Genomic DNA, 24,967 nt, shown 5'->3' with positions numbered 1-24,967 from the left:
TTAATTTTTTTAAAAATTAAGGAGAATAGTGCACTATGATAAAAATTTACCATTATACAGACCTGGCAAGTTTTAAAGAAATCCTTAAAAAAAGAAAAACAACCAACATAGAGTTAGAAGAGGAAGTCAGGCAAATATTATTAAAAGTAAGAGAAAATGGAGATAAATATCTTGAAGAAATGACCCAAAAATTTGACTGTGCTAATTTTTCTATAAAGAATGTTAAAGTTCCAAAACAAGAAATAGAAGACTCCCTAAAAAAAATCCCTGAGGGAGATATTGATATATTAAAAGAGGCAATAGCCAATGTCAAAAAATTCCATGACTATCAAAAACAAAAATCATGGTTAGAACCTCAGGGGGATTCTTTAATTTTGGGGCAACTAATTACCCCTATTGAAAAAGTGGGGTTATATGTTCCAGGAGGTAAGGGCGGTAGTACCCCTCTTATCTCAACACTGATTATGAATGCTGTTCCAGCAAAGATTGCAGGGGTAGAAAGGATCTTGGTTGTTACTCCTCCATCAGAATCTGGAGACATTAATCCATACATCCTTGCAACCGCCAATCTATTAAATCTCTATGAGATTTATAAAATTGGAAGTGCATGGGCAATAGGGGCACTTGCCTATGGAACAGAGAGCATCCCTAAGGTGGATATGATAGTTGGACCAGGAAATATCTATGTGACAATTGCAAAAAAGCTGTTAATTGGAAACACTGGCATTGACATGATTGCAGGGCCATCTGAAATTATAGTTATAGCTGATGAATTTGCCAGACCAGATTTTATTGTGGCAGACCTCTTATCTCAAGCTGAACATGATGAAATGGCCTGTTCTATACTTATCACAACATCAAATAAATTAGCTAATGAGGTAAAAAAACAAATAAATATCCAGTTAAATCAGTTAAAAAGAAAAAAAATTGCGCAAAAATCCTTAAAAACCTGGGGAGGCTTTATAATGGTTCCTGATTTAGAAAAAGCCATAGAAGTAGCTAATGATTTGGCGCCTGAACACCTGGAAGTTCACGTACAGAATCCCTGGGAAATTATTCCTAAAATCAAAAATGCAGGTTGTGTATTTTTAGGGGAGTATGCTCCAGAGCCAGTAGGTGATTACTTTGCTGGTCCAAATCATGTTTTACCTACCACTGCCACTGCAAAATTTTCCTCTGGACTTTCCGTAGAAACCTTTTATAAAAAGACCAATCTTATATGGGCATCAAAAAACTATATAAGAAAAAACAGCGCCAAAATTGCCAGGTTAGCCAGGTTAGAAGGCTTAGATGCACACGCTAAAAGTGCTGAGATCAGAAATAAATAATTCTGGAGGAAACTTAAATGAAGATAATAACAAAGACAGAAATTAGTGAATATCCTCTAATCAGCAGGGGTAAGGTTAGGGATATATATGAAGTTGACAGAGATAAGCTCTTGATTGTCACAACCGACAGGATGTCTGCCTTTGACGTGGTGTTACCTGATCCAATTCCTTTTAAAGGAATAATTTTAAATTTGCTCACTATTTTTTGGATGGAAAAATTTAAACACCTAGTGCCAAATCACCTGATTGAAATAGATGTCAAAAATTTTCCTGCTAGTTTAAAAAAATACAAAGATGAACTAGAAAAAAGATCAGTAATTGTAAAAAAGACAAGGCCCTTGGAAATAGAGTGTATTGTCAGGGGATATATCACAGGATCTGGATGGAAAGACTATTTAAAAACAGGTTCAGTTTGTGGACATAAGCTGCCTGCAGGACTAGTTGAATCAGAAAAACTCCCAACACCTATCTTCACCCCTTCAACAAAGGCAGAAGTTGGTGAACACGATGTCAACATAACAGTAACAGAAGCTGCTGAAAAGATAGGAGAAGAGATTTTTCAACAGGTTCAAGACATTTCAATTGAAATATATAAAAGAGCAAGCGAATATGCCTTTTCTAAAGGTATTATAATTGCTGATACAAAATTTGAATTTGGATTTATTAACGGTGAGTTAGTTTTAATTGATGAGGTCCTAACCCCTGACTCATCCAGATTTTGGCCAAAGGATGAATATGAAAAAGGACGTCCGCAAAAAAGCTTTGACAAACAATATTTAAGGGATTGGTTGAGCCAAAATTGGGACAAAAAATCCCCTCCCCCTAACCTACCAGAGGAAATCATAGAAAATACAAAAAATAAATACTTAGAAGCCTATTTTAGACTCATTGGCGAGAAATTATTTTAAAATTGGAGGGAAAATGGACACTTTGTATTCTTTGATATTATTAGTAATTATGTGGGTGGTCCTTGGGTTTGTTTTTAACAAACTGGGAATTGGTGGATGAGGCGCAAAAAATAGCTGTAGTTTGCAGCAAAAGAAAAAAGCAAAATAGACAAAAATGCAACCTCCTCCACGCATTGGATTCTTTCTGGCAACTTCAGGACACAGTGGATTTGATAGGGCCATGAAAAATTTAATCCCCTCTGTAGCTAAAAGGGGATATCAAGTTGAATTAATTAAGATCAAAAATCATGGTCCTAATCTAGAACACCTTCCAGAAAGGATCAATGTAATTAACTTGCCAGTTAGGCATGTATATTCTGCCTTTCCATTTTTGCTAAAATATATAACCTAAAATCTGCAATTACAGTTCAATCGTAAGCAACTGATTGTTCTGGACAGAGATACCTAGATATGGAGCTGTTATGTTAAAGGATATGTCTCCCTCATTGTGACTTGGAAGGCTTTTTCAGGTAGAAGCTGCGGTCAGTGGCACTCTTTACGGGTGTGTAAAGGCACACCACTGCACATGGACTTACGCAAAATCCTATTTTGGAGGATACTCTCAAAAAAAGATTAAGCAAATTGTAATGACCGGATGGAATTTTCTATCTTTATCCAACGTTCTTTGAAAAAATAATCCCTCGATAATCGAAGGAACCATTGTCGTCCCGCATGCATCAGCCGAGCTGGAACATGGATTAGAAACATGCGGATTGTGTTGGGCTCTTCTCTAAAACCATCTTCATCGTTGAGCCACATCATCCAAACCAGTAGATTGTAAGCCAGAATACAGGTCTGGAATATGGCGGAGTTGGCCCAAAAATCCTGTGTCAAAATGCTTCCAGAGGCCATCTGTCCCTTACACCACTCAATCCAGTTTTCACTGGCCCCCCGTTGGCAATAATACCTGTGGACGTCCCAGGGACTCAGGTTCATATTTGTTACATAACAAAAATAATCATACTCAGTCTTTGTAACGCTGAAAAAAAAGCAACTAAATTTGCTCTCTATTACTTGACGTACGGCCACAAACCGGCGGGGGTGCTTCCACCTTTCACATTTGTATGTGAATTCGGTCTTCTCATAGCCAGGTCTATTTTTAACCTTGTGCCACTTCTGAGCTTCTAAAAGCTGAGTGAGTCCTCGCATCTTAACCTTGATTAAGTACAAAGCATGAGCCTCTTCTAAGTAGTCTAAAAGTTCTCCATTAAAAAAGGCGGAATCTGCACGTACAATAATTTTCCAGACTCTCCTTGGAAGCTTGGCAAAGCACTCTTGCATAAACTCTACACAACCATTGGCTGAATAAGCATCTCCGGCTCTAAACCAGTTGTGAAGACATTCCCGCGTCTCAGCAATAAAGCAAAGGAGCGGATGATATCCCCTTTGTCCTGGCTTCTTGGGGTTGTAACCCTTCTCGGCACCTTCCTGTTTCCCATACACTCCACGCACTGTAGAGTCCAAATCTAAAGTGATGCGGCTAAACCATTTTTTACCCCAAACCTTTTTGCGCACTTTTGTTTCTACATCGGAGAGCTCATTGCAATGTCGGGGATTAAACAACTTAAAAACCCGATTTATGGTAGTATAGTCAGGAAACCTTTCCCATTTAAAAAGCGACCTCAATGCTAAATCAGATCTTAGGATAAATACATGGCTCATATGCTTAGCCCCGGCTAACACTGCCATCATCAAAATCATGATAATGTCGGAAACCTTATACTGTGCGGTAGCTCCCCGCTTAATAGTAATGTGTTGCTCAAGCATCTTGGGAAGCTTCAGTTTGTCAGCAAATAGGCCCAGCAATACCAGTCCGGCGTTGCCCGTAAGATTTTTTTCAGTGAACTTAACATGGAATCTACGCATAGAATCAGTGCCTCCTAATACTTCCTATTTGAGACACTTTATACCATTAATTCACTATATTGTCAAGCTAAACATTATCTTATGATGCAAATTTTAGGTATAAAAAGAGTAAAGCCAAATGTCTTGTTAACAGATAAGGATAGAGTTAATAGGTGTGCTATCTTAGCAAAAATACTAACTAGTAGTAGAACAAAATTTGTTGTAAGTATAGGAACCACAGTTTCCATAAATTTGGCTAATAGGGGAATATTAGACAGAACGATTCAAAGAGTTTCTATAGGAAGATTGTACAAATATGCGGATAGAGTAATTGTAACAAGTGAAGGTGTTGCCGATGATATGGCACGCTATACAGGACTATCAAAGGACTTAATAGAGGTTGTACCGTGTCCTGTAGTAGATGATTCACTTTTGAAATCAAAGCAACAGAGACCTCCACATCCATGGTTTAAGCCTGGAGATCCACCAGTTATTTTAGGAGTTGGCGAGTTATGCATGAGAAAGGATTTTGCAACTCTGATTAGGGCTTTTAAAATAGTAACTCAAGATGTAGATACGAGACTGATTATACTTGGACAAGGCAAACAAAAAAATTTTCACAAGGATCTCGCGAAAAAATTAGGTATAGCTAACAAAATAGATTTCCCTGGATTTGTTGATAATCCATATCCATACATGGCACATGGACAGGTTTTTGTATTTAGTTCCTTTGGGGAAGGACTTGGTTTTGTTATTATCGAAGCACTGGCTGTGGGAACTCCAGTTGTTGCTACAAATTGTCCAAGTGGTCCTGCTGAAATATTGCAAAATGGTAAGTATGGAATTTTGGTTCCCATTAAACAGCCAGAAAAACGGAATCACTTTTTCAAAAAGGGATGAGAAGAAATTTTTTTTAAAAAGGTTTATTTCTCACCCCAAATTAAAAAAGATTTTCCCCAGAGCTGATTTAATAGTAGCAGTTTCAAAGGGAGTTGCAAATGATATAATCAAGATAACAAAAGTGCCAGAACAAAAGGTAAAGGTCCTCCCAAATCCCACAATCGTTCCAGAAATGTTTAAAATGGCAAAACAAAGTATAAACCACCCATGGTTTGTTGAAAAAAAGTATCCAATAATTCTGGGGGCTGGAGGTCTTAGAAAGTCAAAAGACTTTCCTACCTTAATCAGGGCATTTAAAATCTTAAGATCCAAGATTCCAGTCAAATTAGTTATATTAGGTGAGGGGCGACAAAGAAAAAAAATAGAATCCCTTGTGTATAAATTAGGTATAACAAATGATGTATGGCTCCCTGGATTTAGAGAGAATCCATATTCATTTATGAAACAGGCCGATTTATTTGTCTTATCTTCATTATGGGAAGGATCTCCAAATGTATTAATTGAAGCAATGGCACTTGGTACACCAGTATTTTCAACAGACTGTCCAAGCGGACCAGGGGAAATCTTAGAAAATGGAAAATATGGAAAATTAGTACCACCAGCTAAGCCTTGTAAACTGGCAAAAGCTATACTGGAAGCATTAAAAAATACTAAGGCATCTAATTTTTTGAAAAAAGCAGTAAAAAAAATATTCCATTGAAAATAGCATTCATGCCAATCTTAACCCAAGTTTGTCAAAATAATAAGATTTTTATAAAAAATTTGGTTGATTTTGTGATGCAAAATGCTATAATCTGTTGGAATTATTGAATTAAATTTTTTAAAAACTGAATGTAGTGGTAGAAAAAATATTTCGCATCTTGACAAAGAAAAACCGATTTGATATAATCCTTACCTATGTTTATCCGCAAAGTTAGAAAAACCGATCCCAAATCTGGAAAAACTTATTTCTACCATCAATTAGTAGAATCTTACAGAACCCCTGATGGTCCCAGGCAGAGAACTATTTTAAACCTTGGAAAACTGGATCTGTCCAGGGAGGAGTTAAAATTTCTTGCTAATAGAATTGAGGAATTATTAAAAGGACAATTGTCGTTATTAAAAGTCCCTGAAAAAATTGAAAAACCTGCAAGACGTTTTGCAGGTTTAATAAGAAAAAAAGCTCTTCAAAAGAGTGAGGAGAAAACAAAACATGAGGCTCATTGGAAGATGGTTGATGTTGCTTCAGTAAAAAACGAAGATGTCAGATGTGTTGGAGCAGAAGTTGTAGGGGCCTGGGCATATGATAAACTTATGATTACAAAAATTTTAAAGGAAATAGGTTTTAATAGAAAGGATATAGATAGAGCAAAAGTTCTTATAGTTGGGAGTCTGATAAATTGTGGGAGTGAGAGGGAAATTCATAAATGGTTTCACCGGTTAAGTGGGCTTGATGAGGTAATGAATATTGATGCAAAAGTGGTATCGCTATCCAGTTTATATAGGACTCTGGACAAGCTGATAGCCAATAAAGAAGCTATAGAAGAGAAGGTGGTAAAAAGAGAAAGAGAACTTTTTGGTCTTGGAGAACAGCTTATTTTATATGATCTGACTAATACATATTTTGAGGGGAAGGTTACAAGCTCAGAATTGTCAAAGAGAGGTCTATCTAAGGAGAAACGAAATGATAGGCCATTAGTGACAGTAGGTATAATACTTGATGAAGATGGTTTTCCCAAGGCCAGCAGGATTTTTCCTGGTAATGTGTCGGAAGCCTCAACACTGGAGAAGATTTTAGATGATTTTTTTATAAATTCTCCAAGATCGCTTACAGGCAAGCTTACAGTAGTTATAGATGCAGGTATAGCCACAGAAGAGAATTTAAAACTAATCAGAGCCAAAGGACTTGATTATATATGTGTAGACAGACGACGAGTAAAAGAACTTCCCTCAGGTGAAGAAAGTATAGTTCATGAGAGTAATAGTGGCAAAGTATATGCGATACGAGTAGAAGAGCCTGAAGAGGTATTTTTATATTGTAAAAGTAGCGGTAGGGCCAAAAAGGAAGAGGCAATAAAAAATCGTATTCAACTGCGCCTGGAAAAAGATTTACAAAGGCTCAAGCAATCTCTTACAAGAAAAGTAGGAATCAAAAGTTATCCGAAGGTACTGGAGAGGATAGGAAGAATAAAAGAGAAATACAGCAGTGTGTCGCAATTTTATGAGATTAAAGTAAAGGAAGAGAATGGCAAAGCAGTGGATATTTGCTGGAGAGTAAGAGATAAAGACAAACTTCATGTAAGATTTTCAGGAGCGTACAAACTTAGAACTTCCAGGACAGAGCTAAGTAATAAGGAATTATGGGAGATTTACAATCTTCTTTCAAATGTAGAAGCATCATTCAGGAGCTTAAAGAGTGAACTAAAATTAAGACCAATCTATCATAGAATAGATAAACGAATAACAGGTCATATTTTTTTAACCATATTAGCTTATCATCTGCTTTGTGTTATTCAAAGGAGATTGAGACAAAGAGGGATTTCAAAATTATGGGAAACAATAAGAAGAGAGTTAAGTACCATAATTAGAGTAACCACCACTATGATAACCCAGGAAGGTAAAACAATCCATCTGAGACAAATAACAGAATTAGAATCTTTTCAACTGGAGATATATAATGCCCTGGAACTTCCTTTAAAGCCTTTATCTAGCATTTTAAAAATTAATTGATAAATTTGTAGTGAAGAAAAAGATGATTGAATTCAATAATTACAATATCTTACAAAAAAAAGTGACAAACTTGGGTTAAGGTCCTTGGTTTTTGTTAAAATATTTTTTAATTCTTTTCCTCAAATCTAACTTATGGATCTATAAAAATTTACACGGTTGGGATAAATATGATAAATATTTACTTGTTTTCATATTACCTTCCAGGGACAAGGTAAATTTTTTAAAAGCAGCTCAAAACTGCGAATAGCGTAAAAAATACTTGAAAAAAATAGAGTTTAGAATTAATATATAATTTTTTAATGTTATCTAAAAATGTTGGGGGATTAACTGAATAATTGCAAAAGGAGGAAGGATTATGTGGAATACAAGTTGAAAAGTAATAAATTTTAACAAGATTAAAGTCTTAAGGTGAGATTGCTAACTCATTAAAGAATTAAGAGGAGGGAGGTATTTTTTATGGGAAAAATCAAGGGTATATTTTTAGTAATTCTGGTAATATTAATGGCTTCACCAGTTATTTGTTTCGCTAAGATGGGAACAGGAAAGGTATCTGCTGCAAGTAAGGATATTGATATCCAAATATTCGGCAGCTTAAAGACATACCCCATGTATAGCAAAAACGTGAACTTTAACGACGAAAATAGTACCTATGACAAAACCTTAGATGAAAATGGATGGGCGGGAGATGATGACCTAAGTGTGAGAAGTGAATTCAGATTGGGTTTTAAAGGCACAGGAGAAAACTGGAGTTTTTTGGCCATCTTAGAATCTGATCTCACTTATGATAAAAGAAATACTGACAGGGGGGAAAGAACAGGTAATCGCTACGAGAATATAGAAAGAGAAAATGGGTTTTCTGGTAACAGCTTTGGAGTGGAAAAATTAGAGTTTACTTACGACTTTTCCTCTTATGGAGTACCAACAATATTGGAAACCGGATGGCAGAGCAAGGCCCTGGATATAAAAACAGGTGGTGTTTTATACGGAGATGATCATCCGTATATTGGTCTAAAAGGTAATATAAATGGAATTTCTTATGAGATTTTAGATATTTTTGTATATGATGATATAGGAAAAGTAGGAGTAACTGACGGTGATGCATTGGACTGGAACGTATATACTTTAAAACTAACAATTCCTATTATGGGATTTAAGGTTTCTCCTTTTTATGCCTATAGTGACAACGATTCAATGAACGCAACGATAAATTATTTTGGTGCAGAATTTTATGGAAAAATAGGTATTATTGTTCCTAGGGCAGAATTTGTATATGCTGTTGGAAACAAAGAACGGCTTGTACACAATGGAAGGACCTATAAGGATCTAGATATATCTGCCTATGCAGCTTTTGCGTCTTTGGAGTTTGACCTATCTGACGCTATTAAACCTTACATAGGTGGTTATTATATGTCTGGTGATGACGATGCTAATGACGATGATATAGATGCCTACAATCCCATTACCAACGTAAGCAGATATTCATCAACCTTTGGAATGGAGAATGCCTTTATTTATAAGTACATACCAATTTTAAAATCCCAGTTATATGCCAATGATTTTGCCATGTTAGGTGATAAAGATAAAGGTAAAGGGACTGGTTATGGAGGAATAGGCAACAGTGGTAGTGCCTTTAATCCTGGCATGTATTCATTGGGCATTGGTTGTAAAGGGAAAATAGGTAAATTTTCATATAAAACCCAGTTCCAGTATTTCTGGTTTGCCGAAGATGGCGCGCTGGAAGACATAGAAGGTAAAAATATTGATGATTCCGTAGGATGGGAATATGACCTTCAGCTTACATATCACTTTAATAAGCACTTCTCTCTTGGTAATGTATTCTCATACTTTGATCCAGAGGATGCAGTTGAAGACTTATATGGAGACGATTTTGACGAAGCTGCTATAATGAATACTGTTGAGATGATCTGGAAATTCTAATAAAAGGATAAAATGGTTTCGATCATTAAAAAAGGGACTGAAGGTCAGTCCCTTTTTTAATGTATTAAATTAAAAACAATAAAAGGATTAAATATGAGAAAAAAATTTTTTCTTTATCTCTTTTTTTATATCCTTTTTGTCCCTACAACAGGTTTTAGCTATTCTAAAAATATTGAACATGTAATACAATATTTGAATAAACATTATCCGTCAAAATATACACTCATCTCCAATATAACTGAAAAATATGGTAAAAGAGTGGTTTTCCCAAAAAACAATATCAAAGTGACTAGAGGTGAGGAATTATTAGTATTACATAGAGAAAAAAAATTACCCCTCTATTTACTCCCCCAATCAGCTGTGATTAAGGTTTCTTCCTTTTTTCAAAATAAAGTACTAGCACACATAATGTATGAACTTGGTCCTCAACCCCAAATTGGTGACCCTGTCACCATACCTGGCGCACCAGTTATTTATTTATACACCAATTTAAAAAATAAAAATAGCATAAAAATTTATCAAGAACTTTTAAAGAAACTTATTTCATCAAATTATCAAGTGGTTGAACTATATCAACACAATTTAATAAATCCACAACCAGAATATGGACTTGTGCTTCGTCTAGAATATGACAATCATCTAATTACAATAAAAATTTGTTCCATTTACAGTGGTAATACCTTGTTTACAGAATCTTTTAATTTCCAAAATCCATTAGCAACTTATGAACCACCAGGATACCCTATTTTGCTTTCAACTCAAACACAACTGGCCAAAAATTTACAACATAAACAGATTACCTCAATCACACCAGGCGTAAAAAAAGAATTGAGTTATAAATTGCCTTCAACATCTTTTAAAGAAACCACGAGTTTTATTCATCCCTCTACTCCATATAAGCGAAAACTATTTCGTATAAGTGGCCGTTATGTTAGACTGGTTTCATGCAAAATCTTAAATAAAGACGTGGAACTTGCCCTGTTAAATAAAAGGGGTATTTACGTTGTTAAATACACATCTGAAGGAATAATTCCTGAGTTTAAATATATTTTTAAAAAACAAGACCTCATACCTATCAACATCCATGCCATGGACATTAACAATGATGGTAGAGACGAGTTAATGGTGACTTTAGGAGAAGAGGTTCATGAATTAGACGCTTTTACCACTAAATTATGTTCTATGATACTTGAATTTAAAAACAATTCCCTTGTGCCGTTAATTAAGGATTTTCCTTATTATTTTAGAGTAATTGAAGATAGGTCAGGAAAAAGTGTCTTGCTTGCACAAAGAAAAGGTGAAACTGATCCCTATGAAGGAGATATTTATCATCTTACATGGAATGAAGACATACATAAATTCAATATAGAGCCTTATTTACCAGCAAAAGATGTTTATTGTATTTATCAATTTAATCTTATCCCTGGGGATAAAAATCACATAATAATATTAGAACCTACAAATTTTTTGACCGTTTATTACACTCCCACAGAAAAAGTTGAGGCCATATCTGATAGATCATACGGTACTTTTGATGTAGTTCCTTTTAGGATAAAATTAAAAGAACCTAGATATCTTGGAGGATTCACCAAAGAAACATCTAAGGTATATTATGCATACAGGAGATTTGTGTTTAAACATGAATATGCAAATCAAAACTTTTTAATAGACAAACAAAGAAAGACCTCTTTTGGAGTAAAAAAGATAAAACAAATAGTTTTAAATGAAAATGCAGAAGATAGTCTTGTAGGGGTGAAGTGGAACGGACAGGAGGTAGTAGAGACATGGCGTTCCCGCAAAATGGCAAAAGATATTCTGGACTTTACCTTTGTGCCGAACAATGAAATCTTACTTCTGGTAAAAGATAGGCTTGGTTGTGCCCTTGTAAAAGTCCCATAAATGATAAAAAGGCCAGGCCTTTCTGCTCAGTCTTATAAGGATAGAAAACATCTAAAATGAGCTAATTTTCCCTCACCCAGAATCGCTGACCACACTCTTTTGCCCTTGACAGATGATAAGTTTAGGGATTAAATATTTTCTCACATAGGCGCGTAGCTCAGGGGGAGAGCACTTGCTTGACGCGCAAGGGGTCAGGAGTTCAAATCTCCTCGCGCCTATTATTAAATAGGGAGGCTTTGGCCAGGCCTCCCTATTTAGATTTTTTAAGGAGGTAAAAATTGCAAATCTTTGTAGATAAAAATAGTGTGGAAGTTGAAAAAGGAGCAGTTATTCTTGATGTTTTAAGTAAACTCTATTCAAAGGGACAACTAAAAAATATTATTGCCTGTAAGGTAAATGGAATACCAGTGGATTTAAATGAGATAATTGATATACAAGACGCAAAAATAGAGCCTATTTTTATTGATTCAAAAGAGGGTCTGGAAATATTAAGGCATTCAACAGCCCATCTAATGGCACAGGCTGTAAAGAGATTGTTTCCAAATGCTAAAGTTGCAATAGGCCCTGCAATTGAAGATGGTTTTTACTATGACTTTGATGTTGAATCTCCTTTTACCCCCGAAGATTTAGAAAAAATTGAACAAGAGATGGAAAAACTTGCTCAACAGGACATAAAAATAGAAAAGAAAATCTTAGATAAAAATGAGGCAAAAAAGCTCTTTCTTGAAAAAAATGAAACTTATAAGCTGGAATTATTGGATGAGATAGAAGATAGCAAGGTATCTGTTTATTTTCAGGATGATTTTTTTGATCTGTGTAGAGGCCCACATGTCCCATCCACCTCCTATATAAAAGCCTTTAAGCTCCTTTCCATTGCTGGGGCCTATTGGAGAGGAGATGAGAAAAATAAAATGCTCCAGCGTATATATGGAACATCATGGCCCAGCAAAAAGGAATTAAAAAAATATTTAAATATGCTGGAAGAGGCCAAAAAGAGAGACCATAGAAAATTAGGGGTTCAATTAGATCTTTTTAGTTTTAACGATGAAGTTGGTCCAGGCATGCCCATATTTCATCCAAAAGGTGCGCTTGTTAGGACTATTTTAGAAGATTTTGAAATAAAAGAACATCTAAAAAGAGGATATCAGCTTGTTAGAGGACCACAACTGCTTAGAAAACAACTCTGGGAAAAATCGGGTCACTACGACAATTACAGGGAAAATATGTATTTTACAAAGATAGATGAACAGGAATATGGATTAAAACCCATGAACTGTCTGGCCCACATGCTCATCTATAAATCAAAAATACGGAGCTATAGAGACCTGCCAATCAGGTATTTTGAGCTGGGAAAAGTAAACAGGCATGAAAAATCAGGCGTACTACATGGACTGCTCAGGGTAAGGGAATTTACCCAGGACGATGCCCACATAATCTGTAGACCAGACCAACTCTTAGATGAAATAGTAAATATCTTACAATTTGTGCAGGACGTTATGGCACTTTTTGGCTTTGAATATGAAGTGGAGATATCCACAAGGCCAGAAAAATCAATTGGTTCTGATGAAGACTGGGATAGGGCTACCAAAGCACTAAAACAGGCCTTAGAACATATTGGCATGGAATATGGAGTATGTCCTGGAGAAGGTGCCTTTTATGGACCAAAAATTGACGTTAAATTAAAGGATGCATTAAATAGAAAATGGCAATGCGCAACAATTCAATGTGACTTCACACTCCCTGCTCGTTTTGATCTCACATATATTGGTGAAGATGGCAAAAAACACAGACCTGTTATGCTACACAGGGTGATTTTAGGTGCAATAGAGAGATTTTTGGGTGTACTTATAGAACATTATGCAGGTGCCTTTCCCACATGGCTCTCACCTGTTCAGGCAAGGATATTAAATATAACAGATGAACAACTTAACTATTGTGAAAAAGTTTATAATAGGTTAAAAGATGCTGGTATTCGGGTTGAGATGGATTCTAGAAATGAGAAGTTAAATCTGAAGATACGTGAGTCACAGCTTGAGAAGATCCCATATATTTTAGTTGTTGGAAACAAAGAAGTAGAGGATGAAACAGTAAATGTAAGGCTCAGGGGAAATAAAACCCTTGGTCCTAAAAAAATTGAAGATGTGGTAGAGTTAATTAATAAAGATTGTATGGAACCTTTTAAAAGGGGAGGAATGAGCTATAGCTTCGCCTGTTAAAGCAAGACGGAATGAACAAATTAGGGCACCTAAGGTGCGGGTAGTGGATGCCTCTGGAAAACAACTTGGTATATTAGACACAAAGGAGGCACTCAATTTAGCCTATGATCAGGGTCTGGATTTGGTGGAAGTTGCGCCACAGGCAGACCCGCCAGTTTGTAAAATAATGGATTATGGTAAATATGTCTACCAGCAACAAAAAAAGGCACAAGAGGCCAAAAAAAAGCAGGTTCAGGTTCAATTAAAAGAGGTGAAATTAAGGCCCAAAACAGATGAGCATGACCTCAACACCAAAATGAACCACATTAAACGCTTTTTAAATAAAGGTGATAGATGTAAGGTCTCTATATTTTTCAGGGGCAGGGAAGTATTACACAAGCATCAAGGGGAAGAGATGTTAATGAACATCATAAAAGAATTAGAAGACATTGCCAAGGTTGAACAGGGGCCAAAGTTTGAGGGTAAAAATATGTTTGTTATCTTTGCCCCAAAGGTTGCAAAGGGCACAAAAAAGTAATGTTAAAAGATATCTATTGGAGGTAATATGCCAAAATTAAAGACACATAGGGGAGCTGCCAAAAGATTCAAGGTAACAGGATCTGGAAAAATTAAGAGGAGAAAGGCATATCACAGTCATATTTTGACAAAAAAAAGTGCTAAAAGAAAAAGAAATTTAAGGAAACCAGCGCTTGTAGATTCCGCTAATTTAAAGGCAATAAAAAGAGTGCTGGGCATATAAAACTTAAGACACCAATTTTGGAGGTACAAATAAATGAGAGTTAAAGGTGGTTATGTCACAAGGAGACGTCACAAAAAGCTTTTAAAAATGGCCAAAGGCTTCAGAGGTGCTAGAAGCAAGGTTTACAGGGTTGCAAAAAATGCTGTTTTCAAGGCCCTTACAAATTCTTATGCACACAGAAAGAAAAGAAAAAGGGATTTTAGAAGGCTCTGGATTATGAGGATTAATGCTGCTGCTAGAGAACATGGGCTCTCATATAGCAAATTTATCCATGGATTAAAAGAAAATAATATTGAGTTAAATAGAAAGGTATTGGCACACATGGCCATTAATGACAAAAATGGGTTTGCAAAATTAGCAGAAATAGCAAAAACAAAGGTGTAGAAAATTGGCCAGAGACTTAAAAAATTTTTTGGATAAATTAGAATCTATAAAAAATAGTCTTTCTGAAGAAATTAATAAAATTACTACATCTTCTGAATTAGACCAGATCCGAATAAAGTTTTTGGGTAGAAAAGGGGAGCTCGCTAAGGTAATGAAGGAACTCCCCCACTTACCAAAAGAATATAAACCCGAGGCAGGAAGGGTTGCTAATAAAATAAAAAATATTATTACAAATCTTATAGAACAGAAGCAACGGGAATTAGAAGAACAAGGAGCAAAAAAAGGACAAATTGACATTACTCTTCCTGGCAGAGAACGATTTCTTGGTTCGCTCCATCCTATAACAATAACTATTCAAGAAATTTGTTCTGTATTTAAATCCCTGGGTTTTGAGATCGTCACAGGCCCTGAAATTGAAACTGATTTTTATAATTTTGAGGCCTTAAATATCCCAAAGGATCACCCTGCTAGAGATATGCAGGATACTTTGTATATTTCCGAAAATATAGTTTTGAGAACCCACACATCTCCTTTGCAGGTAAGGACAATGCTAAAGACTACTCCGCCAGTTGCAGCCATTGCACCAGGAAAGGTTTATAGGAGGGACTCAGATCTTACCCATTCTCCCATGTTTCATCAAATAGAAGGCTTTTTAGTTGATAAGGATGTAAACATGGGAGACCTGAGGGGTACACTTACCTATTTTGTTCAGCACATTTTTTCCAGTGACACAAAGGTTAGATTTAGACCGAGCTTCTTCCCATTTACTGAACCAAGTGCTGAGGTGGATATAAGCTGTGTAATTTGTAATGGTTCTGGTTTTGTTAATGGGTCACCTTGCAGGGTGTGTAAACAAACTGGTTGGGTGGAAATCCTTGGATGCGGTCTTATAGATCCTGAAGTGTTTAAAGCAGTGTCCTATGATCCAGAAAAATATTCTGGTTTTGCCTTTGGACTTGGAGTTGAAAGGGTGGCAATGCTAAAATATGGAATCAATGACCTCAGAATATTCTTTGAAAACGACATAAGATTTCTTAACCAGTTTATAGACTTTCCTGTGTAAAATATTCAAATTCAAATATGTACAAGTAAAATTTAATTATTGTCTTAAGTTATATAAATAATCATTAAATCCCTATTAAAAGGATTAAATATGTATTTAAGTGTCAAATGGTTAAAAGAATTCACCCCTTATGATGGAGATATAGATAAACTTGCCCATGTACTCACAATGATAGGGCTTGAGGTTGAAGAAATATTAAATCCCTTTGAAGAAATTGAAGAATTAGTTGTTGGATATGTAGCTGAATGTGAAAAACACCCAAATGCAAATAAATTAAAGGTCTGCAAGGTTGATATAGGAAAGGGAGAACTTTTACCAGTTGTGTGTGGTGCACCAAATGTGGCCAAGGGACAGTATGTTGCCTTTGCCCCTGTTGGTTCTACTCTTCCTGGTGGACTCAAAATAAAAAAGGCAAAATTAAGAGGCGAAATATCCCTTGGTATGATATGTTCAGAAAGAGAGTTAGGACTGTCTGATGATCACTCGGGAATAATGGTTTTGGACTCAATATATGAACCAGGAAAAAAATTAGTTGATGCACTGGATCTGGACACTCAAGTATTTGATATTGGAATTACTCCCAATAGAGGTGACTGTTTAAGTGTTCTTGGAGTTGCACGAGAAGTTTCTGCCTATTTTGGACTTCCCTTAAATTTACCCAAAATAGAAATAGAAAAGATAGAATTAGAAAGGGGTGACAACCTAAAAATAGAGATCTACGACCCTGAAGACTGCCCTATGTATGCAGCAAGAATAATTGAAGGGGTAAAAGTAAAACAGGCACCAGGCTGGATGAAATATAGACTGGTTGCAATGGGACTGAGGCCAATTAACAATATTGTAGATGTTACAAATTATGTTTTATTAGAATTTGGTCATCCTTTACATGCCTTTGATAAAGACCTGTTAAAGGGCAATAAAATTCGCGTGGCTAGACCAGATAAGAAACTTGATTTCAAGACATTGGATGGACAGATAAGGGAAATAACCCAAGATGACTTGCTTATCTGGGACGCAGAAAATCCGGTTGCTCTTGCTGGAATCATGGGAGGATATGATTCTGAAATTAACAACAATACCAAAAATGTACTGCTTGAATGTGCTGTTTTTAATCCCTCAAGGATCAGAAGGACAGCTAGAAAATTAGGAATATCCTCTGAAGCAGCATATAGATTTGAAAGAGGGGTCGATCAATTAGGTGCAGACAGAGCCATTAATCGCGCAGCATATTTAATAGCCAGATTTGGTGGTGGTTCTATTTTAAAAGGTATTATAAAGAATGAGCCCAAAAAGTTTCAACACAAAACCATATTGTTCAGACCAAAAAGGGCAATCTCATTTTTGTGTATTGATAGCAAACCTGAATATTGCACAAATATTTTAACTAGACTTGGTTGCCAGATAACTACAGTAGATGAAGACAATGTTAAAGTAATTCCTCCAAGTTTTAGACTTGACTTAGAGCGAGAAATTGACCTTGTTGAAGAGGTGGGAAGGATCTATGGACTCGAGAAGGTTCCTGCAACTTTGCCAAGGATATCAAAATCCTTTAAAAAACTAAAAGTATCCGAAGGTGCTGATTACAATTTTTTGTGCAAGATAAAAGAGTGGGCAAGGGGTATAGGACTACAGGAATGTATTACTTACAGCTTTGTTGATAAGGACGAGCTTATCAGTCTTGGAGAGAGAGAAGAGAACATGGTGCCTGTTGCAAATCCCTTATCCAAAGACCAAGATACAATGAGAACATACACAATAACAGGTCCACTTAAAGCAATTAGAATTAATTTAGACAAGCTAAATAAAGACTTACACTTTTTTGAAGTGGCAAAGGCCTTTTTACGTGATGAGGGATGTGAGACCGGGGTTATAGAAAAAAATAGATTGGCAATAGCTATTTATGGGAAAAGAGAGCCAAATCATTGGTCTAGTGACGTAAAATATGTTGATTTTTATGATATAAAAGGCATTATTGAACACCTCTTCGCTACACTGAATCTTAAATCTCAATTGCAATTTAAGAGGACGGAAAAATATCCATTTTTAGATATTCAGGCAGAGGTGTACTTAGATACTTTTCATGTTGGATTTATTGGGTCTTTAGAAAAAAAACTAAAAAAATCCTATCACGTTAAAAATGAGGTATATTTAGCAGAGATTTTTTTAGATGAAATTTATCAATTTGTAGAGAAAAACAAAATAAAATTTAAAAATTGGTCAAAATATCCACCAGTTTATAGAGATATGACAATCGTGTGTCCTGAAGACCTCTCATACGAAACTATTAAAAATACATTGGAACAGAGCAAGTCTAAGATACTGGAACAGATTAATTTAATAGACCTATATACACCCAAAGATAAGAAGGAAAAGAGGATAACCTTAAGAATGACCTACAGACATCCAGAAAAAACACTTACAGATAAGGAAGTTGACAAGGTACATGGAGAGCTCGGAAAATACATCCTAGAAAAATTACCAGTTAGATTTCCTTAAATTCTCAAGACTAAACAAATATGTTTGGGTGAGGTAGAATGGAAAAACTGGGCCGCAGATACTACAAAATAGGTGAAGTGGCCAAAGTTGTAGGTGTTGAACCTTACGTATTAAGATTCTGGGAGGGAGAATTCAATCAGATAAAGACCATAAGAACTAAAGGGGGACAGCGACTTTACCCAAAGGACTCCATAAAGACAATCATAAAAATTAAACAACTTTTATATGACAAGGGTTTAACCATAGAGGGTGCTAGAAAAAAGTTAATAGATGAGGAGAGGTGGAATCTGGCCATTCAAGAAATTAAAGAAGGATTACTAGAGATAAAAAAGATGTTAACCTATTAAATTTACTTTATATTACAGGGGGTGACTCTATTTTTTCCCCTATTCTTAGATTGATACATTGCCTCATCGGCTAATAACAAAAGGTCTTCTTTTTTTAAATTTGACCTGGGAATCAGGCTACAAACACCTAGGGATACAGTTATTACCCCATGGGAGGAAAAATTATGTTCAATCTTAAGTTCACAAACCTCCCTTCTAATCTTTTCAGCCAATTGGATAGCTTCGTCCAAGGACACATGGGGAAGTAATAGAACAAACTCTTCTCCACCAAATCTAGCCGCTATCTCATGAAATCTATTTGTATTATTTTCCAGGACCTTGGCTACTTTCTTTAATACATAATCGCCTGCTTGATGGCCATAATTATCATTATAAGTCTTAAAATCATCTACATCCAAAAAAATAATTCCTATTGGATATTTATATCTCAAAGCATTTCTCCATTCTTTATCAAAAGTATAATTGAAAAAGTCCCTATTATAAAGTTTTGTCAAAGGGTCTCTTTTTACTTTTTTCTCTAATAAAATGGTTAATTCTTGCAGCTGATGTCTCTCAATGGTGAGCTTTTCTTTTAAAAGAAATTTAATCCTATCTTCTTTTTCTATATAATAAGAGCCAAATAGACTCATTAAACATCCTGAAAGCAAGATCAGATTGCTACAAAAAATAATATCGCTATGTCCCTTAATTATAAATGGAGAGGAAATTGCGTACATAACACAAACACTGACTGACGATATTACGGCATATCGAAAGTCTAATCTAAAAACAATGTTTCCTGTAACAATAATCAACACTAGAAATGAATATTCATGAAAAATATATTGATGATTATTCAAAAAAAGTATAAAGATAATAGATGATGAAACCAAAATAATCAAAAAGGTCAGTATAAGGTCAAATTTTTTTCTTAAAAAAACTATTTTTTGAGAAGCCAATCCCACTATCATCAAAGGTGTTACAACTCCAATTCCTACAAAAAATGATTTCTGCCATATATGAGGAACCAATATATAATCTACAAATAAAAAAAGATTGTATATTAAGATTCCAATGATTCCTAGGACAAAAAATTCCTTTTCCCTTTGTTTTAATCTCTCTTTCTGATACAGTTTCTCAAGTTTGGGTGGGAATTTTAAGGAACCAAAATAAACAGCAGAATCTAATTTTTTTAATGTATTATTTACATGGTTGACTAAAGGGATGGATTCATCTTCCTTATTCATTAAAAAAAAAAGCTCCACATTTCTCTGCAATTTTTATACAGTCAGATTTGAAAATTCAAAAAAGGCAGGGGCAGAAATGGGTTTTTCTTCTGCCACCCAGCCTTTTTTAAATTTTAATTAAGGGGAGCATTAATATTCTTTTGGTAGCTTATCAAGCTGGGCCTTGGTAAACACAGGACCATCTTTGCACACATAATATGGACCTACATTACATCTACCGCATATACCAATTCCACACTTCATCCTGTTTTCTAAACTCATTATTATCTGCTCGCCCTTCCATCCAAGTTTATCCAGTACAGGTTGGGTAAATTTTATCATTACTGGTGGTCCACATATTATTGCCACTGAATTCTCTGGATTTGGAGCTACTTGTTCGGTTATGGTTGGAACAAAGCCAACTAGACCATCCCAGCCCTCTACTTCCCTGTCTATTGTAATGTGACAGTCCACATCATCTCTCTTTTGCCACTCACGCCACTGGTCATGGTATAAAAGAAGACCTGGAGTCCTTGCCCCATATATAAATGTTATTTTTCCATATTTAGAACGATTATCTGGATGGAGCAGCCATACCATGGTGGATCTTAGCGTTGTTACAGCATAACCACCTGCAATTATAACTATATTCTTGCCTTCAAGATCCTTTAATGGATATGGATGGCCAAGTGGCCCCCTCACTCCCATTATGTCCCCTTCCTGCATAGAATGGAGCTTTGTTGTCACCCTACCTATTCTAAACACAGTAAACAAAAGGTTATCGCCTTCTGTTGGGGAAGATGCTATTCCAATTGGAGACTCACCATAGCCAGGTATGGATAATTCTGCAAATTGACCTGGCATATAATCAAATTTTTTCGCATCTTCCTTATTTATAAATTCCAATTCAAAGGTGCGAAGACTCTTGTCTTCTGTGGCTATCTCTACTTTCTTTATCCTTACTGGATATGGTTTATATGGATTCTTCATAGCCATCTCACTTTTTGTTTTTTTATTTGTTTAAATTATTTACTACATCCCTCACATCTATATTTACAGGACATACTAAAATACACCTACCACATCCAACACAACCTATATCTCCATCTAACTTAAATGGCATATATTTGAATTTATGCATAAACCTCTGTCTAACCCTGTGTTTTTTAGTTCCCCTTGGGTTGTGTCCTGATGCATGTTGGGTAAATAGCCAGCTCATGCATGTGTCCCAAATCCTGACTCGCCTTCCATATTCTCCCTTTGTCTCATCCTGAATATCAAAACAATGGCAGGTTGGACAATAAAAAGTACATGCACCACAATTTAAACAGGTCTCATGCAACCTATCCCAATATGGATTTTCATATACCTCTAATATCTCTCTAGACAAAATATTATCCATTGAGAGTTTAGTTTTTATTTTGTTTTCTGCATTTTCTTTTAACTCATCTATCTTTTTTACATCCTCATCTGATGCATCATTAAATCCATCTAAGATATCTTTTCCCTTATCAGTAATGGGCTTTAGCAGAAACTTATCCCCAAGGTCTATCATAAGGACATCCAGGCCTTGTTCTCCAAAGGGAGAAGAACCTACCTGAGTACAAAAACAGGTTGAAGCAGGATTATTACAGGCAAGTCCAATTAATGTGGTCTTGTCCCTTTTATCCTTCCAGTACACATCCAATGAATCTTCATCTTTCATAAATACCTTATCCAAGATAGCAAATGCCCTTGCATCACAGGGTCGGATATTAAAAATCACTCTATTTTTTTCCAGAGGGGGCACTTCTTTTAAAATAAGCCCATCCTCTGCCCTTGGGTTGTTCTTGAATTCAAACATACATTCTGTTTGAGGGAAAAATAAACCCTTGGGAGACAGGGATGTATTTTTAAAATCAAATAATACATTAGATACATCTTGAACTTCTGACCAAACTACTTCTATACCCTTTTTTACAGGGGCAAAAACATCCCCTAATTTGGATACCTTATCAAAGAGCTCTTTTATGTCTTGTTTTGCCAAATATTTATATCCCATAGCTAATTTCCTTTTTATGGGGTTATAAATTCTTCTGGGTCATCGGGCCTATACACACTAAGAGGTGGAGTTGCGCCTATCTCCAATCCTGGTACATAGTTATACATCTGCCTTATGTCTTTTTCTATCTTAGAGGTGAGCACTCTCATCTTTATGCCCATTGGACAGGCAGACTCACAGGCTCCACAATCTACGCATCTTCCAGCACAGTGAAATGCCCGCAAGATATGGAATGTATAAACATCTGCCTCATCATGGGTCTTACCACACCACTGGGGTCTGGACTCATCTACAAAACACTCTGCACAATAACATAGGGGGCATGCATTCCTGCATGCATAACATCTGATACATTCCTTAAATGTATCTTTAAACTTCTCCCACCTCTCATCAATAGAGAGTTTTTCCCAGGGAGCAGCAACTTGATCTATATCACCACCACCTGTGTCTTCGCCTTTTTCTCCTATAAACTCATCATATAAAACCGCATTTCTATGAATACAGGTAAGACAATTTTGTCTTAATACCTCTTTTTTATTTATGGCCTCTTCAAATCCATCACCTCTGACAATGATCTTATCCCCTTGTTCCTCAGCTTCCACAATTTCCTTACCACCTATTTTTTCATAAACTTTCATTCTATCCACCATTCCAGGAGACCATATACCTAAGATATACACATTTTCTCTTTTTACCTGATTCTCATTTATAAGCCCCACAATAGATCTGCTAACACATCCTTGCGCAACTACTGCTACTTTATCCTGTCTTTTAATTAGAAACTTTGCCAGATTTTTGGTACAAAAGCTAGACCAGATCAAATTATCACAATCTTCCTCTGTATAAGCAAAATATGGGGCGTCCACCAAAGGAATTGTGCCTTTTCTGTAACCAAGGACACAATCTACCTTCTTGTCCTTTAAAAGACGTTTTGCCGTGTCTCTTAATTGTTTTGTATATTCAGCTAACATATATCCTCCTACAACCTTGCCCTCAAGTTTATAAATTTATGGCAATGGGACTTAAATTCTTTATTAGTTTATTTTTCTTCATTGCAGGACCAACTTTCTTAACAGTTTCCACTATTTGCTTGGCCTTTTCTTGAAATCTCCCTGCCTCTGCTGATGATATCCAGGTAAAATGTAATCTCTCAGGTTCAATCCCAATATACTCAAGCAGGTTCTTCAAGACAGCGAACCGCCGTCTGGCGAACAGATTGCCACTAATATAGTGGCAGTCGCCCGGGTGTCAGCCAGATACCCATACACCATCTACACCCTGTCTAAAGGCCTGTAGAATAAATTTTGGGCTCATACTTCCAGAGCAGGGCACCCTTATTATTCTGATATTTGCAGGATATTCCATCCTGCTAACACCAGCTAAATCAGCTGCCCCATAACTACACCAGTTACATAAAAATGCAACTATCTTTGGTTCAAAGTTTGTCATCTTGGCTTCTCCTGGTAATTAAGTTTTTTATTTTAACAGGACCTTAAAAAGAAACATATTACCTCTTTTTAAGGCCCTGATATTTAGTTCAAGCTTAAACAGCAATGGCCTCTATCATTGCATAAACATGCTGGTTTTCCATACCCTTTAAGGAAATCGCTCCAGACCTGCACGATGCCATACACAGGCCACAACCCTTACACAAAGCTGGATTTATCTCTGCCTTGCCCTGATTTGGTCCTTCCTCTTCCACTATCCTCGGTGCTGAATAGGGACAAATCGTTACGCAAACACCACAACCAACGCACTTTCTTGGATCAACCACAGAGACTTCACCACTGGAGAATATCTTTTTCTTGGCAAGTAAGGTAATTGCCCTTGCTGAAGCAGCTAGTCCCTGGGCAATAGACTCGTCTATTGATTTTGGATAGTGTGCAAGACCACACAAGTATACTCCATCTGTGGCAAATTCTGCAGGACCAAGTTTTGCGTGCTTTTCAACAAAAAATCCATCTTCATTTAATGGGAGTTTATAAAATTGGGCAAGTTTTTCATCCTTATAGGGAACTATAGCTGTTGCAAGTGTTAAAAGATCGGTCTCTATTTCAAGGGGCAAGCCTGTAATATGATCTTTTACTTTTACAATTAGGTTATCTCCATCTTTCGTCACTACAGGCTTTTCATCCACATTGTATCTTATAAAGATAACCCCTTTTCTTCTTGCCTCTTCATATAAATACTCCCTCTCACCATAGGTCCTTATATCCCTGTATAAGATAAATACCTTTGCATCTGGATTTCTCTTCTTAATCTCAAGTGCACTCTCAATTGAGTGGGAACAACATACCCTGGAACAATAGGGCCTATCCTTTTCCCTTGAGCCAACACATTGGATAAATACTGCTGTATTTACATCTTTTAATTTAGGCTCATCATCCATAAACATCTTATCAAGCTCAAGGTGGGTCTTTATCCTATCATCTTGTCCATACAAATACTCATCTGGCTGATATTCTGCCCCACCTGTTGCAATTACAGTAACACCGTGTTCTAAGGTCTTTTCTCCTGAACTATTTTTTATTGTTGTCTTAAAATTACCAACAAAACCATCAACATCTATTATCTCACTATTTAAATGAATATGGAGATTATCTAATGACTTTGCCTCATTAATTAACCAATCCAGTCCTTCTTTTACAGACTCTCCTGTCCAAGTCTTAAAGAGCTTTAGGGCATTTCCACCAAGCTTGTCTGTTCTTTCCACAATATGGGTCTCATATCCCTGTTTAGCGAGATTTATTGCAGCACTAAGCCCTGCAACACCACCGCCTATAACCAGGGCCCTTTGATCTATATTTAGCTCAATTTCCTCAAGAGGTTCTTTGTAAACTACCTTATTTACTGCCATTCTCACCAATTCTTTGGCCTTTTCTGTGGCAATTTCTGGATTATATCTATGTA

At 36.1% G+C, this 24,967-nt stretch carries 21 protein-coding genes, 1 tRNA gene and 1 pseudogene; 16 read left to right on the top strand and 7 right to left on the bottom strand.

Going from position 1 to position 24,967, the window contains the following annotated elements; genetic code table 11:
• Window positions 1–35 precede the first annotated feature (35 nt).
• The 3 genes from hisD to ACYQ1E_RS09600 all read left to right on the top strand — a co-directional run bounded on the left by hisD (window position 36) and on the right by ACYQ1E_RS09600 (window position 2,627).
• Window positions 36–1,328, top strand: a complete 1,293-nt coding sequence (hisD, locus tag ACYQ1E_RS09610) for a histidinol dehydrogenase (protein ID WP_459878600.1) — start codon at window positions 36–38, stop codon at window positions 1,326–1,328.
• Between the two features lie 17 nt (window positions 1,329–1,345).
• Window positions 1,346–2,236 carry a phosphoribosylaminoimidazolesuccinocarboxamide synthase gene (locus tag ACYQ1E_RS09605; protein WP_459878598.1) on the top strand — a complete coding sequence of 297 codons (891 nt, stop codon included), beginning with the start codon at window positions 1,346–1,348 and terminating at the stop codon, window positions 2,234–2,236.
• A gap of 154 nt (window positions 2,237–2,390) precedes the next feature.
• Entirely contained in the window at window positions 2,391–2,627 is a 237-nt protein-coding gene (locus tag ACYQ1E_RS09600; protein WP_459878594.1) for a glycosyltransferase family protein, read from the top strand.
• A 221-nt stretch (window positions 2,628–2,848) separates the two neighbouring features.
• Here ACYQ1E_RS09600 and ACYQ1E_RS09595 read toward each other — a convergent pair whose 3' ends face one another.
• Window positions 2,849–4,141: an IS1380 family transposase gene (locus tag ACYQ1E_RS09595; protein WP_459874805.1), complete on the bottom strand. Its 1,293-nt coding sequence runs from the start codon at window positions 4,139–4,141 to the stop codon at window positions 2,849–2,851.
• An 81-nt stretch (window positions 4,142–4,222) separates the two neighbouring features.
• On the opposite strand from ACYQ1E_RS09595, the pseudogene ACYQ1E_RS09590 reads away from it, so the two are divergent.
• The 13 genes and pseudogenes from ACYQ1E_RS09590 to ACYQ1E_RS09530 all read left to right on the top strand — a co-directional run.
• Window positions 4,223–4,939: pseudogene (locus tag ACYQ1E_RS09590) on the top strand (glycosyltransferase); the annotation flags it as partial.
• Window positions 4,824–5,720, top strand: coding sequence for a glycosyltransferase (locus ACYQ1E_RS09585; RefSeq protein ID WP_488193120.1), 897 nt, complete (start codon window positions 4,824–4,826; stop codon window positions 5,718–5,720). The pseudogene ACYQ1E_RS09590 and the gene ACYQ1E_RS09585, both read left to right, overlap by 116 nt.
• 197 nt (window positions 5,721–5,917) lie before the next feature.
• A complete protein-coding gene (locus ACYQ1E_RS09580; protein WP_459874731.1) occupies window positions 5,918–7,729 on the top strand; it encodes an IS1634 family transposase in 1,812 nt (603 codons plus the stop codon).
• A 456-nt stretch (window positions 7,730–8,185) separates the two neighbouring features.
• Window positions 8,186–9,667 (top strand): hypothetical protein, encoded by a 1,482-nt coding sequence (locus tag ACYQ1E_RS09575; RefSeq protein ID WP_459878584.1) that lies wholly within the window; start codon window positions 8,186–8,188, stop codon window positions 9,665–9,667.
• 93 nt (window positions 9,668–9,760) lie between these two features.
• Entirely contained in the window at window positions 9,761–11,566 is a 1,806-nt protein-coding gene (locus ACYQ1E_RS09570) for a hypothetical protein (RefSeq protein WP_459878581.1), read from the top strand.
• A gap of 146 nt (window positions 11,567–11,712) precedes the next feature.
• Window positions 11,713–11,784, top strand: a tRNA-Val gene (locus ACYQ1E_RS09565).
• Window positions 11,785–11,844: 60 nt separating this feature from the next.
• On the top strand, window positions 11,845–13,782 hold the full coding sequence (gene thrS, locus ACYQ1E_RS09560; RefSeq protein ID WP_459878578.1) for a threonine--tRNA ligase: 1,938 nt from the start codon (window positions 11,845–11,847) through the stop codon (window positions 13,780–13,782).
• Window positions 13,766–14,299 (top strand): translation initiation factor IF-3, encoded by a 534-nt coding sequence (infC, locus tag ACYQ1E_RS09555; protein WP_459879346.1) that lies wholly within the window; start codon window positions 13,766–13,768, stop codon window positions 14,297–14,299. The genes thrS and infC overlap by 17 nt, the downstream gene beginning before the upstream one ends.
• Before the next feature lie 27 nt (window positions 14,300–14,326).
• Window positions 14,327–14,521 (top strand): 50S ribosomal protein L35, encoded by a 195-nt coding sequence (rpmI, locus tag ACYQ1E_RS09550; RefSeq protein WP_459878575.1) that lies wholly within the window; start codon window positions 14,327–14,329, stop codon window positions 14,519–14,521.
• A 33-nt stretch (window positions 14,522–14,554) separates the two neighbouring features.
• Entirely contained in the window at window positions 14,555–14,905 is a 351-nt protein-coding gene (gene rplT, locus ACYQ1E_RS09545; protein ID WP_459878572.1) for a 50S ribosomal protein L20, read from the top strand.
• A 4-nt stretch (window positions 14,906–14,909) separates the two neighbouring features.
• Window positions 14,910–15,968, top strand: a complete 1,059-nt coding sequence (gene pheS, locus ACYQ1E_RS09540; protein ID WP_459878569.1) for a phenylalanine--tRNA ligase subunit alpha — start codon at window positions 14,910–14,912, stop codon at window positions 15,966–15,968.
• A 90-nt stretch (window positions 15,969–16,058) separates the two neighbouring features.
• The gene (gene pheT, locus ACYQ1E_RS09535) at window positions 16,059–18,464 is read left to right on the top strand and encodes a phenylalanine--tRNA ligase subunit beta (protein ID WP_459878566.1); all 2,406 of its coding nucleotides are present in this window, start codon (window positions 16,059–16,061) and stop codon (window positions 18,462–18,464) included.
• Between the two features lie 38 nt (window positions 18,465–18,502).
• Window positions 18,503–18,811, top strand: coding sequence for a MerR family transcriptional regulator (locus ACYQ1E_RS09530; RefSeq protein ID WP_459878563.1), 309 nt, complete (start codon window positions 18,503–18,505; stop codon window positions 18,809–18,811).
• Window positions 18,812–18,813: 2 nt separating this feature from the next.
• Here ACYQ1E_RS09530 and ACYQ1E_RS09525 read toward each other — a convergent pair whose 3' ends face one another.
• The 6 genes from ACYQ1E_RS09525 to ACYQ1E_RS09500 all read right to left on the bottom strand — a co-directional run.
• Window positions 18,814–20,037, bottom strand: coding sequence for a sensor domain-containing diguanylate cyclase (locus ACYQ1E_RS09525; RefSeq protein ID WP_459878559.1), 1,224 nt, complete (start codon window positions 20,035–20,037; stop codon window positions 18,814–18,816).
• A 129-nt stretch (window positions 20,038–20,166) separates the two neighbouring features.
• Window positions 20,167–21,006 (bottom strand): FAD/NAD(P)-binding protein, encoded by an 840-nt coding sequence (locus ACYQ1E_RS09520; protein WP_459878556.1) that lies wholly within the window; start codon window positions 21,004–21,006, stop codon window positions 20,167–20,169.
• Between the two features lie 22 nt (window positions 21,007–21,028).
• Window positions 21,029–22,057: a 4Fe-4S dicluster domain-containing protein gene (locus tag ACYQ1E_RS09515; RefSeq protein ID WP_459878553.1), complete on the bottom strand. Its 1,029-nt coding sequence runs from the start codon at window positions 22,055–22,057 to the stop codon at window positions 21,029–21,031.
• Between the two features lie 14 nt (window positions 22,058–22,071).
• Complete coding sequence (locus tag ACYQ1E_RS09510) at window positions 22,072–23,028, bottom strand: (Fe-S)-binding protein (RefSeq protein ID WP_459874606.1); 957 nt, start codon at window positions 23,026–23,028, stop codon at window positions 22,072–22,074.
• Between the two features lie 28 nt (window positions 23,029–23,056).
• Complete coding sequence (locus tag ACYQ1E_RS09505; RefSeq protein WP_459874609.1) at window positions 23,057–23,506, bottom strand: hydrogenase iron-sulfur subunit; 450 nt, start codon at window positions 23,504–23,506, stop codon at window positions 23,057–23,059.
• 94 nt (window positions 23,507–23,600) lie between these two features.
• A partial coding sequence (locus ACYQ1E_RS09500) for a CoB--CoM heterodisulfide reductase iron-sulfur subunit A family protein (RefSeq protein WP_459878550.1) occupies window positions 23,601–24,967 on the bottom strand: 1,367 nt, incomplete at its 5' end.

It is taken from the genome of Desulfothermus naphthae (assembly GCF_054657475.1).
The sequence above is the reverse complement of the archived record's forward strand: the minus strand, read 5'-3'. Positions and strand labels throughout refer to the sequence as shown.

Excerpts from the sequence above, each read along its gene's own strand:
- ACYQ1E_RS09585 (WP_488193120.1), top strand. The coding sequence starts at position 4,824 with ATGGACAGGTTTTTGTATTTAGTTCCTTTGGGGAAGGACTTGGTTTTG.
- rpmI (WP_459878575.1), top strand. The coding sequence starts at position 14,327 with ATGCCAAAATTAAAGACACATAGGGGAGCTGCCAAAAGATTCAAGGTA.
- ACYQ1E_RS09520 (WP_459878556.1), bottom strand. The coding sequence starts at position 21,006 with ATGAAGAATCCATATAAACCATATCCAGTAAGGATAAAGAAAGTAGAG.
- ACYQ1E_RS09570 (WP_459878581.1), top strand. The coding sequence starts at position 9,761 with ATGAGAAAAAAATTTTTTCTTTATCTCTTTTTTTATATCCTTTTTGTC.
- ACYQ1E_RS09510 (WP_459874606.1), bottom strand. The coding sequence starts at position 23,028 with ATGTTAGCTGAATATACAAAACAATTAAGAGACACGGCAAAACGTCTT.
- pheT (WP_459878566.1), top strand. The coding sequence starts at position 16,059 with ATGTATTTAAGTGTCAAATGGTTAAAAGAATTCACCCCTTATGATGGA.
- ACYQ1E_RS09575 (WP_459878584.1), top strand. The coding sequence starts at position 8,186 with ATGGGAAAAATCAAGGGTATATTTTTAGTAATTCTGGTAATATTAATG.
- ACYQ1E_RS09515 (WP_459878553.1), bottom strand. The coding sequence starts at position 22,057 with ATGGGATATAAATATTTGGCAAAACAAGACATAAAAGAGCTCTTTGAT.
- ACYQ1E_RS09605 (WP_459878598.1), top strand. The coding sequence starts at position 1,346 with ATGAAGATAATAACAAAGACAGAAATTAGTGAATATCCTCTAATCAGC.
- ACYQ1E_RS09525 (WP_459878559.1), bottom strand. The coding sequence starts at position 20,037 with ATGAATAAGGAAGATGAATCCATCCCTTTAGTCAACCATGTAAATAAT.
- ACYQ1E_RS09600 (WP_459878594.1), top strand. The coding sequence starts at position 2,391 with ATGCAACCTCCTCCACGCATTGGATTCTTTCTGGCAACTTCAGGACAC.
- ACYQ1E_RS09530 (WP_459878563.1), top strand. The coding sequence starts at position 18,503 with ATGGAAAAACTGGGCCGCAGATACTACAAAATAGGTGAAGTGGCCAAA.
- ACYQ1E_RS09580 (WP_459874731.1), top strand. The coding sequence starts at position 5,918 with ATGTTTATCCGCAAAGTTAGAAAAACCGATCCCAAATCTGGAAAAACT.
- ACYQ1E_RS09595 (WP_459874805.1), bottom strand. The coding sequence starts at position 4,141 with ATGCGTAGATTCCATGTTAAGTTCACTGAAAAAAATCTTACGGGCAAC.
- rplT (WP_459878572.1), top strand. The coding sequence starts at position 14,555 with ATGAGAGTTAAAGGTGGTTATGTCACAAGGAGACGTCACAAAAAGCTT.
- hisD (WP_459878600.1), top strand. The coding sequence starts at position 36 with ATGATAAAAATTTACCATTATACAGACCTGGCAAGTTTTAAAGAAATC.